Source organism: Flavobacteriales bacterium (assembly GCA_026129465.1).
Lineage (GTDB): Bacteria > Bacteroidota > Bacteroidia > Flavobacteriales_F > PHOS-HE28 > PHOS-HE28.
Genome location: JAHCIA010000001.1, coordinates 23,674 through 39,937, shown reverse-complemented (window position 1 = coordinate 39,937; position 16,264 = coordinate 23,674). Strand labels below are relative to the sequence as shown.

Below are 16,264 nucleotides of genomic sequence, written 5' to 3'. Positions count from 1 at the left end.
ATACGGGCTCGGCCACGTATGGTAAATGTAACCGGATGGCGGAAAGCTCAGCGCAGCACGGTGATCGTGCCCGAGAGGTCGAAGTCGCGACCGTCCTTGCCCTTGGCCGTGAGCGTGTAGAAGTAGGTTCCGGGCGACACGGGCTCGCCGGCGAAGGTGCGGCCGTCCCAGGCTTGCATCACGCGCTCCAGGCGGGCCACCAGCTGGCCCCAGCGGTTGTACACGTTCAGCTCCAGGCGCTCGATGCCCTTCGCTTGGACCATGAGTTGGTCATTCACGCCATCGCCATTCGGGGTGAAGACGTTGGGCACGGAGATGTCGCTCTCCTCGTCCTCCAGCACGGTGATGACGACCGATGCCGACGCGGTGCATGTGCCCAGCGTGGCGGTGAGCGTCACGGTGTACTCGCCGGGCGTCGTGTACAGATGTGACGGTGAATACGCGTTGGAGCCATTGCCGTCGCCGAAGTCCCAAGTGAAGCCGGCGGTGGGCGGCAGCGAGAAATTGGTGAACTGCACCAGCAGCGGCGCGACGCCTTCCTCAGGCAGCGCCTGGAACGCGGCAGTGATGGGATCGTCCACCACATCGATGGATGCCTGGGCCGAACCACAGGCGTTGGTGGCCGTGACGCTGTAGTTGCCCGGCTGTGTCACGGTGATGGAAGCGGTGGTGGCACCGGTGCTCCACAACACGGGGCCATTGGAAACAGCGGTGAGCACGGTGCTGGGACAGAGGTAGGCCTCGCCGGTGATCGACACATCCGGCGGTGCGATGAAGGTGACCGAAACGCTGGCCTGTGCGGATCCACAGGCGGTGGTGCCGGTGACCGTGTAGGTGCCTGCGCTTTGCACCGTGATCGAAGGTGTGCCCGCGCCGGTGCTCCACTGGTAGCTGTCCGCGCCACTGGCCGTGAGCGTGGTGGTGGTGCCCTGGCAGGGCGTGAGATCTCCGCTGATGGTGATGTCAGGAGTCTCTCCGGCGGTGATGGTGATGCTCGCGGTGCTTTCACCACAGGCATTGCTGCCGGTCACCGTGTAAGTGCCCGGGGTGTCCACAACGATCTGCTCACCCGCACCACCGGGTTCCCACTGGTAGCTGTCGGCGCCACTGGCCGTGAGGGTGATCGTCCCACCCGGGCATAGCGTGGTGCCGCTGCTGGTGATCGTCACCGTGGGACCGGGCGCTTCCGTGATCTCGATGCTCGCCATGCCCTGGCCGCAGCTGTTGGTGCCGGTGACGGTGTAGGTGCCGGGCGTGTCCACCACGATGGAGGGGCCGAAGCCCGCGGGCGTCCACACGTAGACGTCGGCGCCGCTGGCGTTGAGCGTCACCGTCTCGCCAGGGCAGATCGCCGTGGGGCCATCCGCGGTGATGGTCACTTGTGGTCCCTGGGCCGCCGTGATGGAGATGCTCGCTTGCGATGAGCCGCAGGCATTGGTGCCGGTGACGACGTACACCCCCGGACTGTTCACGCTGATCGAGGCGCCCGGCCCGCCCGGCGACCACTCGTAGGTGTCGGCGCCACTTGCCGTCAGTGTCACCTGATCGCCTGGGCAAAGCGCCGTGGGTCCATCAGCGCTGATGCTCACTTGCGGCAACAGCCCGAGCTGGATCGTCACCTCGGCGCACACCGAACCGCAGGTGCCGAAGGCGCAGAACTGGAGCACGATCTCCCCCACATCGCCCGCCCCCGTGGTGTACGTGGTCACCGCCGCGTTGGGATCGCCGAAGGTGCCGGTGCCGCCAGTCCATTGCACCGAATTGAAGGGGCCGCTCACCGTGCCGGTGAGTTGAACGGTACCGCCCTGGCAAATGGATCCCTCGGCCGTCGCCTCCGCCGTAAGCGGCACGAAGGGCGCCTGGCAGCCGAGGTTGATGTAGGTGGCCACCGGCGGTCCCGGCCAGCTGAACTCCACCGTGGCGCCGTCGTTCTCCGGCGCGAATCCACCGTAGGTGCCGTAGATGTTCACCAGCAGTGAGCGGTCGTAGGTCACCGTGTCCGCACAGGCCGTGGGCACATAGGTCATGATCAGCGTGCGGAAGTCGGGCGCGCCCACCGGGTCGGGCGAAACGGTGGTGCCGTTGTTGTGGTTGGCGAAGTGGCCCGCCGTGTTGCCGGGCGCCTGGAAGGTGATGTAGACGGTGTCCACCAAGGCGGTGAAGGAATTCGCCGCCAGACACATGTTGGTGCTGGTGATGAGGATCACGGGTTTGCCCGGCGGAATGATGCCGTTGGGCGGCTCAATGAGCCAGCCACAGTCCTCGATGGTGGCGTTGAGCTGGGTGGTCAGATCGGCGGTGGTGGCGCTCTGCTCGAAACCGCGCCACAGGTTGTTCGGCCAGTTGACAATGATGTCGTCGAGGGCGATCGGCGCGGGCCCGGTGCGGAAGCGGACCATCTCATTCTGGCCCTCCGAACTGCCGGGGCAGAGCAGGGCCGGGTTGCAGGCGTCCACCAGGATGCTCTCGATCTCGAAACACTTGCCGGGGATCTGCGCGTGCAGCGCGGAGCCGGCGATCAGCAGGGCCGCGAGGAACGCGGTACGGGTCTTTCGGATCGGGCTTCGTTCCATGCCAATACGGGGAATGTCACAAAGGTGGACCTCAGGCCCCATGTGCGCGTTGCCTGCGTGTGACCGGGATATCAACAAGCCTTCCGGGATCGCGCTCAATTCAACAGGCTGCTTTCGCCCCAGAAGAAGCAGCTGTGCGGGCTGGCCAGGGGGTTGCTCATGGGCTCGCGGTATGACGTCTGGAAACGGATGGCGAGTTCCTCCAAGCCCCTATCGTCCTGCTCCCAGGCGTTGTGGAAGCCGATGAGCAGGCTGAAGAGGATGGAGCGGGCCGCGCGGCGCATGGATCGAAGGTACCGCCGGATCAAGCGTCCTTGGCGCGCTCCCAGTAGATGTCCATCTCGGCCAGGCTCATCTCGCCCAGCTTGTGCCCGTCCTTCGCCGCCTCGCGCTCCAGGTACTGGAACCGCTGGATGAATTTGCGGTTGGTGCGTTCCAGCGCCTCATCGGGATCGATCCCCAGAAAGCGCGCGTAGTTGACGATGCTGAAGAGCACATCGCCGACCTCGGCCGCCTGGCGCTCGCTTCCGGTGTCCACCTCGCGTTTCAACTCGGCCAGTTCTTCGTGGATCTTGTCCCACACCTGGTCGCGGTGGTCCCAATCGAAGCCCACGCCCCGCGCCTTGTCCTGGATGCGGATGGCCTTCACCATGCTGGGCAACCCACGCGGTACGCCATCCAGCACGCTGCGGTCACCGGATCCCTCACCGCCCTTCTCCGCGAGCTTGATCTTCTCCCAGTTGGCCTTCACCTCCTCCTCGTCCTTCACCTGGGTGTCGCCGTAGATGTGCGGGTGGCGGCGGATGAGCTTCTCGCAGATGCCGTGCAGCACATCGGTGATGTTGAAGGCGCCTTGTTCCTCGCCGATCTTGGCGTAGAAGACCATGTGCAGGAGCAGGTCGCCAAGCTCCTTCTTCACCTCGTCCACATCGTTGCGCAGGATGGCATCGCCCAGTTCGTAGGTCTCCTCGATGGTCAGCGGGCGCAGCGTTTCCATGGTCTGCTTGCGGTCCCAAGGACATTGGGCGCGCAGTTCATCCATGATCTTCAGCAGGCGGAGGAAGGCTTCGGCACGGGGATCCATGGCGCAAAGGTCACGTTCGATCGGCTACCCGGCGCGGTGCCCCGTGAAGGCCGCCTCGATGGCCGCCTCCATGTAGGGCGCGAGGTCGTACACGTTGTCGACCTTGCCACCCATCACGTGGTACAGGCCGGGCGATCCAGCCACGGCACGAAAGAGAATGGGGCGGCTGTCCGTGCGTGCGCTGCCGGGCAGTTTGGTGCGCACGGTCCACAGTGATCCGAGATGCTCCGCCTGCCGCAACGCGGGCACGAAAAGCGCACCATCGGCGATCATGTGGCGCACCTGGCTCACCTGAGCGGCTCGCAGCGATCCGTCATCCGGTGGCGGTGCAAGTCCATCGCCTTCGTCCCAAGCGCCGCGCACGGAGTAGCGGACATGATAGAGCGAGCGCGCCTGCCGTGCCGGGAAGGGCAGGCTGGAGCAATAGGGTCCGTCCATGATCGTCCAGCCGATGTCGCCCAGCGTATCCGGCATCCGCATCAAGGCGATCTCCACCAGTTCCTGCCGCAGGGGCAGCTTGGGCAGGCCGGAGCTTGCGCACACCGTATTGAGGCCCGCGTAGGTGCAGTTCAGCACCAGCGCCGCGCGGATAGTGGCACCGCCTGAGAGCCGCGCCTCGATACCATCCGCACCAGCGGGCGACACGCGCTCCACGCGGGTGCGCAAGCGGACATCCACACCGCGGCCCACCAAACGAGCCGCCATGGTCGCACGCAGGGCCTCGGCATCGAAGGCGTACTCCTTCACGCGGAACACGGCCTCCACGCGTTCCGGATCGAAGCATGCGGCTTGATGCTCGTCCGCATCGGCACATTCGGCGCCGATGCGCTCGCAGAAGAGCGCGAATTGCTGCGCGGTGACCTGCGACCCGTGCCGCGCGATGGCGTAGAGGTGGGTGAAATCGCGGAAGACCGCTCCGGGGAACTCCTCGGCGAAGCGCTCGAAATTCTCCCGCGATCGGAGGCCGGTGAGGATGGAGCGCGGGTAATGGTAGCCGTTGTGGATGCGTGCCTGGTTCACGAGCGAGGCTTCCTGGTGCAACGCCTCACGCGCTTCGCAGAGCGTTACGCGCAGGCCGCGCGCAGCGGCATCGCAGGCCAGCCAGGTGCCGAACATGCCACCTCCGATCACCAGCACATCGCTTTGTTCCATCGTGCTCATGCTCCAGGTGCGATCGGATACCACGCGCACACGGCATCCATGGCTTCACGCAGGGCCGGCCGCGGATCGGCTTCCTCGCCAGCGTGCTTCATCTCAATGGTCGCCCAAGGGATGGATGGCCGGTCTTGAAGTCCTGCCTTCAACAACTTGTCCGCGATGGCGGCTTGCATATCGTCCTGCGAACGCAATGGCAAGAGGCCCGGCACACTCACGTGCAGGTGGGCCGCGTCCATAATCGCGTCGGCGATGGCGGCAAGCTCCGGACCACGCCCCTCCCCTTGTGCATGGGCGATCGCCCCGGTGTCCAACTGCACCTTCACCATGGGGTGGTCCACGCGCCGCACGAGCGCGGTGGCCTCTTCCAGCCGCGTGATCATGTCGCAGTCCGCGTAGATCGGCGGATTGGGCTCCACGGTAAGGATGATGCCGGTGTCTTCAAGGGCTTCACCCAGTTGACGGAAGAAGTCCACCGCCCAGGACATCGCCTCGTCCATGGGCATGGCGCCCCGCCTGCGGTTGGCCGGCGATCCGAAGACCATGGTGCGCGCACCGAGGGCGGATGCCAGTTCGGCCATGCGCAAAAGGTGTTCGTGGAAGGCCCTACGCGTATCCGCATTCCCCAGCAACTGCAATTCCGGCCGGCCGAAAGCGAGGGATTGCACCGACGGGATGGCCAGACCTTGATCGGCGTACAGCGCGCGCACCGCCTTGATCTCCTCGGCCGTGGCCCCTCCCGGATCCGCGAAGGCCATGGGCAGCACCAGTTCCACACCGCCCACTTCCGGTACGGCGCCGAGCCATGCGGCGACGCGCGTGCTTTCACGCGGCGGCCAGGCGAAGGAGGAGACGGCGAGCTTCACGCGGGTGGCAGGTGAAGTGGGCGGCGGCCGGGATGGGTGGCGACGAATTCCTTCATCGCCGCAAGCACCGTGTGCGCATCATACAGGTAACCATCGCGTCCGCCCCACACGCGATCGTTCTTGCTGCGCATGTCGTAGTCGGCCGGCCGCGGACCGGGGTTGTGGTAGCGCACGCCGAAGACGTCCGCGCAGAGATCCTCCACACGCATGGGCGGCGCGGTGATGTTGAGCGTGCGGATCCCCGCTTCCATCGCGCGCTGGAGGTCCTTCCACAGCCAGCGCACATCGTAGTACTGGTGCACGCCCGCCGTGTCGATCTTCTCCACCTCGTGGTCCTTGATCAGATCGTGTATCACATTCTTCTTCAGGCCCGGACCGAAGAGACCCGGCAGGCGCACGATGAGCGCCTCGGGGAACAACGCGCGGAAGGCGAGCTCCAACAGGGCCCGGTTGCGGCCGTAGGGCTGGTTGTCGGCGAGGTCCGCCGGATGGTCCTCATCGCGGCCACGGGTATCGGCGTAGACATCGGTGGTGGAGATCAGCACGGCGCGCCGGGCGCTCACAGTGGCCAGCACATCGGTCAGGCGGTCGATGTTGGCTCGGTCGGCGGCCTCGTCGCGGTTGGCGATCCATTTCTCGGCGCGCACGCCGGCGCAGACGAGCAGTCCGAACGATCGTCCGCGTGCAACCTCGATGTCGGTGGAGCGGAACAGCGCCGTGAAGGGATGCGCCGCCAGCAGGTTGGAACCGACGAAGCCGGTGTGGCCGATCAGCGCGTCGGGCAGGCGTTCGCCTTGATCCTTATCGGCCATGGTGGGCGAAAATACCGATAGCCCATCACCGGGCAGTGTCGCCATTCGACCAACTGGCCATATCCGCGAAGGTTCGATCTCCTACCACCCTTTGCTTCGTCAAAAGGTAGAGCCAAAAGGCGACCACGATCCAAGCCGCGGCCCGGCTCGCACAGGCCCGCAGCACAAGCTCCCCGAGCCGGGCGCGGCCGCGCGGATCGTGGACACCCACCGCACGCGGTACCTACGAGCATCGAGGTCACTGGACCACCCTGTCTGATCGAGCACCCATGGCATCAGAGGATACGTGATCTGTAACACGCGTCATTGCCGATCCGGATCGATGCTGACCGGGACACTGCCACCCACCGCCTACATTTGGCCGATGGCCAACGCATTGGAGAAGTCGAACGCGACCCTGGCCTCCTTCATCGTCATTCTTCCGCAGGATGCCGCCGCGTTGCTGGAGCCGCGCATCGAGGCGCTGCATGTCGCTGTGCGCGAACGCTTCGCCTTCCACGAGATCATCCTGGTGGACGATTCCGGCGGCGAGGAATACGCCGCGCGCATGGGGCCGTTGCTCACGCGGATCCCTTTTCTCCATTACATCCGCCTGAATCGCGGCTTCGGCGAGGAGATCGCCAGCTACGCGGGACTGGACCAGGCCATCGGCGACCACGTGGTGGTGGCGCTGCTGGGGCAGGATCCCATGGAGCAATTGCCAGAGGTGATCATCCAATGCCAGGAGGCCGACGCCATCATCTTCGGCCGCGCCAACAACAAGCCACAAGGCGGTCCGCTGGTGCGCGCCGGTGAAGGCATCTTCCGCCATTACATGCGGCGCGTGCTCAACGTATCGCTCGACCCCGACCTCACGCGCCTGGTGGCCATGCCCCGCGCCGTGGTGAACCAACTGCTCAAAGTGCGCGACCCCAGCGGTTACCTCAGCGTGCAGAGCGGTTACGTGGGCGTGGCGCGGAAGCTGCACACCTACGCGCTGGAACGGCCCGAACGCTGGCGCGCCGGGCGCGGCCTGTGGCGATCGGTGCAGCGCGGCGTCAACATCATCGCGCAGAACAGCACCCATCCCCTGCGCTTCCTCACCTGGATCGGTGCCCTGGGCGCGCTCTTCAACCTGTTCTACGCCATCTTCATCGCGGGCATCTTCTTCTTCAAGGAGGACTACACCCCAGGCTGGGTGGCGCTCTCCGGCCAGCAGGCCATCTACTTCTTCTTCACCTGCGCCTTCTTCGTGGTGATCAGCGAATACCTCGGGCAGATCATGATCACCGTGAAGGACCGCCCCCTGTACTTCGTGGCCGAGCGCCGCCACAGCAACGTGCTGGACGCCCTGGGCGCGCGCCGCAACGTGGTGGACGAATGATCCGGCCATGCTCCTGAGCGTCGTCATCCCCGCGCGCAACGAGGAAGGATCGCTGCCCATGATGCTGCCCCCGTTGCACGCCGCGCTCCGCGATGCCGGCCTGCCGCACGAACTGGTGGTGGTGGACGACCACAGCACCGACCGCACCTGGGCCGTGCTGGAGGAGCTGCGGCTGGCCATCCCCGAGCTGCGGCCGCTGCGCAACAACGGACCCAACGGCTTCGGCCGCGCCATCGTCTTCGGCCTCTCGCACTTCCACGGCGACCGCGTCACCATCATGATGGCCGATGGCAGCGACCCGCCGGAGGACCTGGTGCGTTTCAACCAGGCGATGGAGGAGCGCGGCGTGGACTGCGTTTTCGGCAGCCGGGCCATGAAGGGGGCGCGCGTCACCGGCTATCCGCGGAAGAAATGGCTGATGAACCGCCTGGCCAACCTCTTCCTGTGCGTCGTATTCCAGTATCGCTACAACGACACCACCAACCCCTTCAAGCTCTATCGCCGCGCGGTGATCGAACGCGTGATGCCGCTGCGCGCGAAAGGCTTCGAGCTGGAAGTGGAACTGCCCCTGAAGGCCATGGTGCGCGACGCCCGCTACACCGTGCTGCCCAACGGCTGGCGTGGGCGCGAGGCGGGCGAGTCGAAGATGAAGCTGGGGCATCTGTGGGGACCCTATCTGCGCGTGGTGTGGGCCTGCCTGAAGGAAAAATGGACCGGCCGTCGGGCCTGATCGCATGGAACGTTTGGAACGACTTCTCTCCCAACGCGGCACCCGCCACCTGCTGCTGTCGCTGCATATGCTGATGATGGTGGCGGCCTTCGCGGTCTTCGGCAAGCAGCCCAGCGGCGACCAGGCCACCTACCTCGGCCTCGCCGAAGGACTGGAGCGCGGCGCCTTCAGCTACTGGCACGGCATTCTGGAACAGCCGCCTATCGAGACCTACCGCACGCACGGCTACCCGGCCTTCCTCTGGCTGGTGCGCCGCTTCGCGCAGGACACCACCGCCGTGCGCGTCGCGCAATCGGTCCTGCACCTGCTCACCCTGCTGCTGCTGCTGCGTTGGGCGGGCCGCCGACCGGATGGCCTGCTGCGCCAGAACGTACTACTGCTGCTGCTGCTGCCGCAGTTCCAACTGCTGCACTACGCGCACGAGATCCTGCCCGAAACGCTCATGGCCTTCCTCTGCACCGCCATCGCGCTCACCGGCATGGGCACTCCCGGCATGCGCCGCGCGGTCCTGCTCGGCCTGCTCATCGCCGCGGGCTTCTGGGTGCGGCCGGTGCTGCTGCTCTTCCCGCTATTCGTGCTGCTGGCCGATCTCCTCCTCGCACGCGGTGCGGAGCGCATCACCATGCTGCGCGGTCACACCATCACGCTGGTGGTCTTCCTCCTCGCCGCGCCCCTGCCCTTCGGCCTGTGGAACCTGCGCACGCACGGCGTCTTCAAGCCCGTGCCCATCAGCGGCAGCGCGGTGGTGAGCGATCTGGGCTTCTGGCAGCACCGCCTCCCCGGCTACGGCAGCATGCGCTACTTCCACTACAATTTCTTCGGCCGCGAGATCCTGCCCTGGGTGGACGACGATGCCGCCGCGCGCTGGTACACCATCTACAACGCGCAATGGGACCGGATCGAAGCCGCCGCCGAACCCTTCATGAGCGAAGCCGACCGCCGCGACATCCCCATCATGGACGCCGGCCACAAGGACCTCTTCATCACGCGCTCGGCAGGCATCACCCTGGCGCTGGACAGCATCATCCGCCGCGAAATGATGGCCAACATCCAAGCGGAACCCGGCTACTACCTCGCCACCCGCTGCTACACCGCCATCCGCTTGTGGATCACCAACATCAACCGGCCCATGGCGCACTGGGTCTTCACGCCCGATGCCGGCGATCGCCCTTTGGTGGGCTGGCCCGCGGGCCCGGGTGGCTGGGTGGCCATGCTTGCCCCCTTCCTCATCACAGCGGTCACCTTCGGCTTGGGCGGCCTCTTCCTCCTGTGGCGCATCCTGCGCGACCGGCGCAGCTGGCATGAGCGGCGCTACGCCCTGCTCCTGATCGCCTACCTGTGGATGATCCACATCCCCATGGTCATCCAATCGCGCTACCTGGTGCCCGTGCATGCGCTGGTGGTGGCCTCCATCGCCATGGCCTGGGTGGAATGGCGCGCGGGGCGGACTTCCGCGTGATCACCATCGGCATGGCCATACTTCGCGGAGAAGCCTCCCGTTATCTTGCCCGGCTTCCGATGCGGTCCCTCCTGTCGATCCTCTTTCTGGCCCTTGGTGCGGCGGTCCTGGGCCAGGCCACCGCCACCCTGCGCGGCACCGTGAAGGATGAGCAGGGCACGCCGCTGGAACGCGCCACGGTGTACCTGGTGGACCTGCAACGCGGCGAGGCCTGCGATGAACAGGGCCGCTACGACATCACCATCCCCGCCGGCGACAGCGTGACGGTGCGCTTCAGCTATACCGCCATGCAGGTGGAAGAACGCCGCGTGCTGCTGCGGCCCGGCGAGACCCGCACGCTGGACATCCGCCTGCGCTTCACCACCCTGCGGGTCCTGGATGTGGAGGGCGACCGCATCCGCCGCGAGCAGGGCCTGGAGCGCATCGATCCGCTGCTGACCAAGTTCAGCCCCACCCCGCGCGGCGGCGTGGAGGCCCTGCTGGCCGGGCAACTGGGCGTGGCCTTCCGCAGCGAACTGGGCAGCGGCTACAGCGTGCGCGGCGGCAACTACGACGAGAACCTGGTGTACGTGAACGACATCGAGGTGTACCGCCCCTTTCTGGCGCGCGCCGGGCAGCAGGAAGGCCTCTCCTTCCCCAACCCGGACATGATCGAGCGGCTGCAGTTCAGCGCGGGCGGCTTCGAGCCGCGCTACGGCGACAAGATGAGCAGCGTGCTGGACATCCAGTACAAGCGCCCCAAGGCCTTCGCCGGCAGCGCCATGGCCGGGCTGATGGGCGGCTCGGTACACATCGAGAGCGCCATGATGAAACAGCGGCTGCGGCAGGTGAGTGGGCTGCGCTACCGCGACAACGGCCTTGTGCTCAGCGGCCTGGACACCGAGGGCGACTACCGGCCCGTGTACACCGACCTGCAGACCTACTGGACCTACGACCTCACCGACGCGGTGGAGATCGGCTTCCTCGGGCTCTATGGCAGCAACCGCTACGGCTTCATCCCGCAGAGCCGCGAAACGGAGTTCGGCACCTTCAACCAGGCCCTGCGCTTCACTGTGTTCTTCGACGGGCAGGAGGTGACACGCTTCGAGACGCTCTTCGGTGCGCTGAACGTGAACGTGCAGGCCAGCAAGGACCTGCTGCTGAAATTCACCGGCAGCGCCTTCAGCACGCGCGAGAGCGAACGTTTCGACATTCTGGCGCGCTACCGGCTGGGCGAGTTGGAGCGCGACCTCAGCAGCGACCAGTTCGGCGAAGTGGTGCGCGACCTGGGCGTGGGCACCTTCCTGGACCATGCCCGCAACGAACTCGATGCCACGGTGTACAGCTTCGCCCACAAGGGCTTTCTCCAGCGCCCGCGCGGCTACCTGCAATGGGGCGCCGATGTGCGCGCCGAAGCCATCACCGACCGGTTGAGCGAATGGAGCCTGGTGGATTCCGCCGACTACAGCATACCGCTCAACACCGGCGAGACGCTGGAGCTGAGGTCCGTGTTGAAGAGCCGCCTGGACATGGAGAGCGTGCGGGCGATGGGCTTTGTGCAGAACACCTGGCGCTGGGAGCAGGAAGGCGGACGCTGGTGGAGCCTGATCGCCGGGGTGCGCGCCCACCACTGGACCTTCAACGGGCAGACGGTGATCTCGCCACGCGCACGGCTCACCTGGCGGCCGGGCTGGAAGAACATCACCGCCGAAGGCGACACCGTGAAGAGCGATTACACCTTCTGGTTCGCGGCGGGCATGTACCACCAGCCGCCCTTCTACCGCGAGGTGCGCCGCCCCAACGGCACGCTCAACCCCGAGGTGCGCGCCCAACGCAGCATCCACTTCGTGCTGGGCATGGACCGCGACCTGGAATTCTGGGAGCGCCCCTTCAAGCTCACCGGCGAACTCTACTACAAGCACCTGGACGACCTGATCCCCTACCAGTTGGAGAACGTGCGCATCCGCTACCTGGCCACCAACAACGCGCGCGGCTACGCGGCGGGGGTGGACATGAAGCTCAGCGGCGAATTCATCCCCGGCATCGAGAGCTGGGTGGGCGCCAGCGTGATGACCATCCAGGAGGACCTGACGGACGACTTCTACTACCGGCGCTTCAATGCGGCCGGGGTGGAGATCGTGCCGGGCTTCACCTTCGACCAGACCGCCGTGGACAGCATCCGCGTGGAGCCGGGCAACATCCCCAGGCCCACCGACCAGCGCGTGAATTTCGCCCTCTTCTTCCAGGACGAGATGCCCCGCTGGCCCACCTTCAAAGTGCATCTGAGCCTGGTCTTCGGCACGGGCGTCCCCTTCGGCCCGCCCAACGGCGAACGCTTCAGCGACACCCTGCGCACCAACCTCTACCGCCGGGTGGACATCGGCTTCAGCAAGCAGTTCCTCGGCGCCAAGGGCCAGGAAAAGACCGGCTTCCTGCGCCACATCAACGACCTGTGGGTGAGCCTGGAGGTCTTCAACCTCTTGAACATCAACAACACCATCAACCACACCTGGGTCACGGATGTGAGCAACCGCTACTACGCCATCCCGGACTTCCTCACCCCGCGCCGTTTCAACCTGAAGGTGATGGCCTGGTTCTGACCTTGTGGGGCGCGCGGCGATCCTCCTATCTTGGCGCTCCGTGATGCGCACCCTCCTCATTCTACTACTGGCCTTCGCCCTGGTATCGTGCTCCACGAAGCGCTTCGTGGCCTCCTCGCACCCCAACGGCAAACCCGAGGTGGTGATCTACATGAAGGGCAAGGGCGAGGACGCCGTGAAGGTGATGGAGAAGGTGTACTACCCCACCGGCCAGTTGGAATACGTGGGCCGGTTCCAGAACGGCGTGGAGCATGGCGAGTGGGTGTACTACTATGAGAACGGTACGAAGAAGTACCTGGAGACCTGGAACAACGGTGTGGAGCATGGCATCCACTACGACTATGCGCCCGATGGCCAGGTGCACCGCGAGCTGCACTACGAGAATGGCAAGCTCGTGCGCGAGGTGGACCGCACCCGCAAGTGACGCGGGATCGAACTTTGCACCGGGGAGGACGTCCTTCCCACGGACCGACCGATCCAAGATGATGCGCATCCCACTCCTGCTGGCGGTTCTGTTCTTCGGCGCCGGAGCCCAGGCCCAGCAACTCTACTTCCCCGCGCCCCAGGCCAATTCCGCCTGGGAGACCGTGGATCCCTCGGCCCTGGGCTGGTGCACGGACCAGGAGCAGGCCTTGCATGACTTCCTCGCCAGCAGCAACACCAAGGCCTTCATCGTGCTGAAGGATGGCCGGATCGCGCTGGAATGGTACTTCGGCACCTTCACCACGGACAGTGCATGGTACTGGGCCAGCGCGGGCAAGAGCCTCACGGCCTTTCTCGTCGGTCGCGCCCAGCAGGAAGGTTCCCTGGACATCAATGCGCCCGCTTCAACCTATCTGGGAGCAGGCTGGACGAGTCTCACCCCGGCGCAGGAGGAAGCCATCACCGTGCGGCATCAGTTGACCATGACCAGTGGCCTGGACGACAGCGGCGACCTGGATTGCACGGACCCCGCCTGTCTCACCTACCTCGCCGAACCGGGCACACGCTGGTCCTATCACAACGCGCCTTATACCCTGCTGCACAGTGTGCTTGAAAGCGCCACAGGTCTGGGCTCGTTCACCTTTCTCTTCACACGCCTCACCGTCCCTACGGGCATCAACGGCCTGTTCCTGCCTGTGGACGACAACATCGTGTTCTTCAGCGGGGCGCGGAGCATGGCCCGTTTTGGCCTGCTGATGCAGGGTGGTGGTGCCTGGGACGGCAACCCCATCCTGAGCGACGTGGCCTACTACGATGCCATGATCACACCGTCGCAATCCTTGAATGAGGCCTACGGATACCTGTGGTGGCTCAATGGGCAGGAGAGCTTCATGCTGCCGGGGCTGCAATTCGTCTTCAACGGCCCGGCCATGACCAACGCCCCCATGGACGTGTATGCCGCGCTGGGCAAGAACGGGCAGATCATCAACGTGTCGCCCTCCACCGGGCTGGTGGTGGTGCGCATGGGGAATCTGCCGGGCGACATCTTCGTGCCCAACCTGTACAACGACCAGATCTGGCAGCACCTGAACGCGTTGATGTGCACGGGCACCAACGTGGAAGTGACACCTGGGGCGACACCGCGTTTCGCACCGAATCCCGCATTTGACCTTGTGCGGGTGTTGGATACCGAGGTGGACATCCTGGAGGCCTGGGCGATCGGGACCGATGGGCGTCGCCATGCCTTGCCGCACGACCGCGACGCCATCCAAGTGGACGGCCTGGCCCCGGGGCTCTACCAGATCGGGCTCCGATGCACCGACGGGATGCGGCTGAGCGGACGCTTGGTCGTGGAACGCTGATCGACGCCATGGGCGGGACTTGTGACGTGGGTCACGATCCGGCCGAAGAAGCCCCGGTAGCTTTCGGCACCCGGCATCATTTCGGGCCTATGGACCATGACCCGCACCGCATCGCGAACGCTCACCAGCCTATTCTTGCTGCCGACCCTGATGATGGCCGGACCGCTTGCCGCCCAAGCTCCTCTGACCATTCCGCCCACGCTCAGCGGAGCACAGATGGACCTCACACTGCAGAACGGCACCACCCAGTTCCTGCCGGGCCCCGCGACGAATACCATGGGGGCCAACGGCCCCTTGCTGGGACCGACCCTGATCCTGGAGGCCGGCCAGTTCGTGACCATGAATGTGACCAACCTGGTGGGCGAGTCCACCTCTATCCACTGGCATGGCATGCACGTGGCACCGGAGAACGATGGCGGTCCGCACATCGTGATCGAACCAGGCGAGACCTGGAGCCCGGCCTTTCCGGTACTCGACAAGGCCAGTACCCATTGGTACCACCCGCACTTGCACGAGAAGACCAACGAGCATGTGGTGAAGGGGATCGCCGGCTTCATCATCGTGCGCGACGCCGAGGAGGCAGCGCTCACCTTGCCACGCACCTACGGGGTGGATGACATCCCCCTGGCCATCCAGACCAAGGAACTGGATGCGAACAACCAGGTGGTCTGGCATGGTGTGATGGACACCCATGTGATGGTGAATGGCACGATAGACCCGTTCGTGGAGGTACCTGCGCAGATCGTCCGCCTTCGTTTGCTGAACGGCGCTTCGGAACGCGTGTTCAACTTTGGCCTATCGAACAACCAGTCCTTCCACCAGATCGCCAGTGACGGCGGGTTGCTCACGGCGCCCGTGTCCATGACGCGGCTTCGACTCGCACCGGGCGAACGTGCAGAGGTCCTCGTGGACCTGGGTGCCCTGCAAGGGCAAAGCATCCAGCTGCGCAACTTCGGATCGGAACTGCCCAATGGCATCTATGGCGCCACCCAGCCGGGAATGGGAGGCGGGCAGCAGATACCGGGCTATACCAACAATCCCCTCAACGGCGGTAACTACGACATCCTCCGCCTCGATGTGGGCGCACCCACTGCCGACCCCGTGACCAACCTCCCTGGGTCCATGACGACCCATACCCCTTGGATCGAAGCCGATGCCGACACCACCCGCATCATCACGTTCAGTCCTGTGAACATGGGCCCCACAGCGATCCAGGGGCCGTTCGTGTTCGATATGATGCCCTTCGACATGATGATGATCAACCAGTATGTACCCTTCGAGAACGTGGAGATCTGGGAGCTGCGGAACCAAACGCCCATCTCACACCCGTTCCACATCCACGATGTGCAGTTCTACATTCTGAGCATCAACGGCGCCCCGCCCCCGCCCAACATGCAGGGCCGCAAGGACGTGGTCCTTGTACCCGGAGGCATGGGTGTCGTGCGTTTCATCACCAAGTTCGAGACCTTCTGGAGTGCGGAAACACCCTACATGTACCACTGCCACATGCTATCCCACGAGGATGATGGCATGATGGGCCAGTTCCTGGTGATGCCGCCGGAGAACGTGGGCACCGGAGATGAAGCTGTGATGCCCGCAGTGATCAGTGTCTTCCCCAACCCTGCCAATGACCGCTTGGAACTGCGCATGGATGCCAGCCTGGGCATGGGCGACCTGACCATCGTGGATGGGCTGGGACGGGCGGTGCATACCCAGCGCGTGAATGGCGACCGCGTGCACGTGGACGTGTCGGGCATCACCAGCGGCAGCTACATCGCCACCTTCCGGGGTGCGGGTGGTGCGGCCACGGTGCGCTTCGTGAAGCAGTAGGGGGCTTGTGTGGCCGCCCTCGGATGTAA

The 16,264-nt window shown here is 65.2% G+C and carries 13 protein-coding genes; 7 read left to right on the top strand and 6 right to left on the bottom strand.

What is annotated here, in order from left to right:
* Positions 1–47 precede the first annotated feature (47 nt).
* The 6 genes from KIT10_00180 to KIT10_00155 all read right to left on the bottom strand — a co-directional run bounded on the left by KIT10_00180 (position 48) and on the right by KIT10_00155 (position 6,490).
* Entirely contained in the window at positions 48–2,573 is a 2,526-nt protein-coding gene (locus KIT10_00180; GenBank protein ID MCW5897659.1) for a gliding motility-associated C-terminal domain-containing protein, read from the bottom strand.
* 95 nt (positions 2,574–2,668) lie between these two features.
* A complete protein-coding gene (locus KIT10_00175; protein ID MCW5897658.1) occupies positions 2,669–2,857 on the bottom strand; it encodes a hypothetical protein in 189 nt (62 codons plus the stop codon).
* A gap of 20 nt (positions 2,858–2,877) precedes the next feature.
* A complete protein-coding gene (mazG, locus tag KIT10_00170; GenBank protein ID MCW5897657.1) occupies positions 2,878–3,657 on the bottom strand; it encodes a nucleoside triphosphate pyrophosphohydrolase in 780 nt (259 codons plus the stop codon).
* 24 nt (positions 3,658–3,681) lie between these two features.
* Positions 3,682–4,818: an FAD-binding oxidoreductase gene (locus tag KIT10_00165; GenBank protein ID MCW5897656.1), complete on the bottom strand. Its 1,137-nt coding sequence runs from the start codon at positions 4,816–4,818 to the stop codon at positions 3,682–3,684.
* Positions 4,815–5,678 (bottom strand): sugar phosphate isomerase/epimerase, encoded by an 864-nt coding sequence (locus KIT10_00160; protein ID MCW5897655.1) that lies wholly within the window; start codon positions 5,676–5,678, stop codon positions 4,815–4,817. The genes KIT10_00165 and KIT10_00160 overlap by 4 nt, the downstream gene beginning before the upstream one ends.
* Entirely contained in the window at positions 5,675–6,490 is an 816-nt protein-coding gene (locus tag KIT10_00155) for a hypothetical protein (protein ID MCW5897654.1), read from the bottom strand. Before KIT10_00155 ends, KIT10_00160 begins: the two co-directional genes overlap by 4 nt.
* 364 nt (positions 6,491–6,854) lie before the next feature.
* Between KIT10_00155 and KIT10_00150 the strand changes: the two genes are divergently transcribed.
* The 7 genes from KIT10_00150 (at position 6,855) to KIT10_00120 (ending at position 16,235) form a co-directional block, all read left to right on the top strand.
* Positions 6,855–7,853, top strand: a complete 999-nt coding sequence (locus KIT10_00150; protein MCW5897653.1) for a hypothetical protein — start codon at positions 6,855–6,857, stop codon at positions 7,851–7,853.
* Between the two features lie 7 nt (positions 7,854–7,860).
* A complete protein-coding gene (locus KIT10_00145; protein ID MCW5897652.1) occupies positions 7,861–8,583 on the top strand; it encodes a glycosyltransferase family 2 protein in 723 nt (240 codons plus the stop codon).
* 4 nt (positions 8,584–8,587) lie between these two features.
* Positions 8,588–10,042 carry a hypothetical protein gene (locus KIT10_00140; GenBank protein MCW5897651.1) on the top strand — a complete coding sequence of 485 codons (1,455 nt, stop codon included), beginning with the start codon at positions 8,588–8,590 and terminating at the stop codon, positions 10,040–10,042.
* A 59-nt stretch (positions 10,043–10,101) separates the two neighbouring features.
* The gene (locus KIT10_00135; GenBank protein MCW5897650.1) at positions 10,102–12,621 is read left to right on the top strand and encodes a carboxypeptidase-like regulatory domain-containing protein; all 2,520 of its coding nucleotides are present in this window, start codon (positions 10,102–10,104) and stop codon (positions 12,619–12,621) included.
* A gap of 43 nt (positions 12,622–12,664) precedes the next feature.
* Positions 12,665–13,045, top strand: a complete 381-nt coding sequence (locus KIT10_00130; GenBank protein MCW5897649.1) for a hypothetical protein — start codon at positions 12,665–12,667, stop codon at positions 13,043–13,045.
* Between the two features lie 61 nt (positions 13,046–13,106).
* Positions 13,107–14,405, top strand: coding sequence for a serine hydrolase (locus tag KIT10_00125; GenBank protein MCW5897648.1), 1,299 nt, complete (start codon positions 13,107–13,109; stop codon positions 14,403–14,405).
* Positions 14,406–14,501: 96 nt separating this feature from the next.
* Positions 14,502–16,235: a multicopper oxidase domain-containing protein gene (locus KIT10_00120; GenBank protein MCW5897647.1), complete on the top strand. Its 1,734-nt coding sequence runs from the start codon at positions 14,502–14,504 to the stop codon at positions 16,233–16,235.
* Positions 16,236–16,264: the final 29 nt, after the last annotated feature.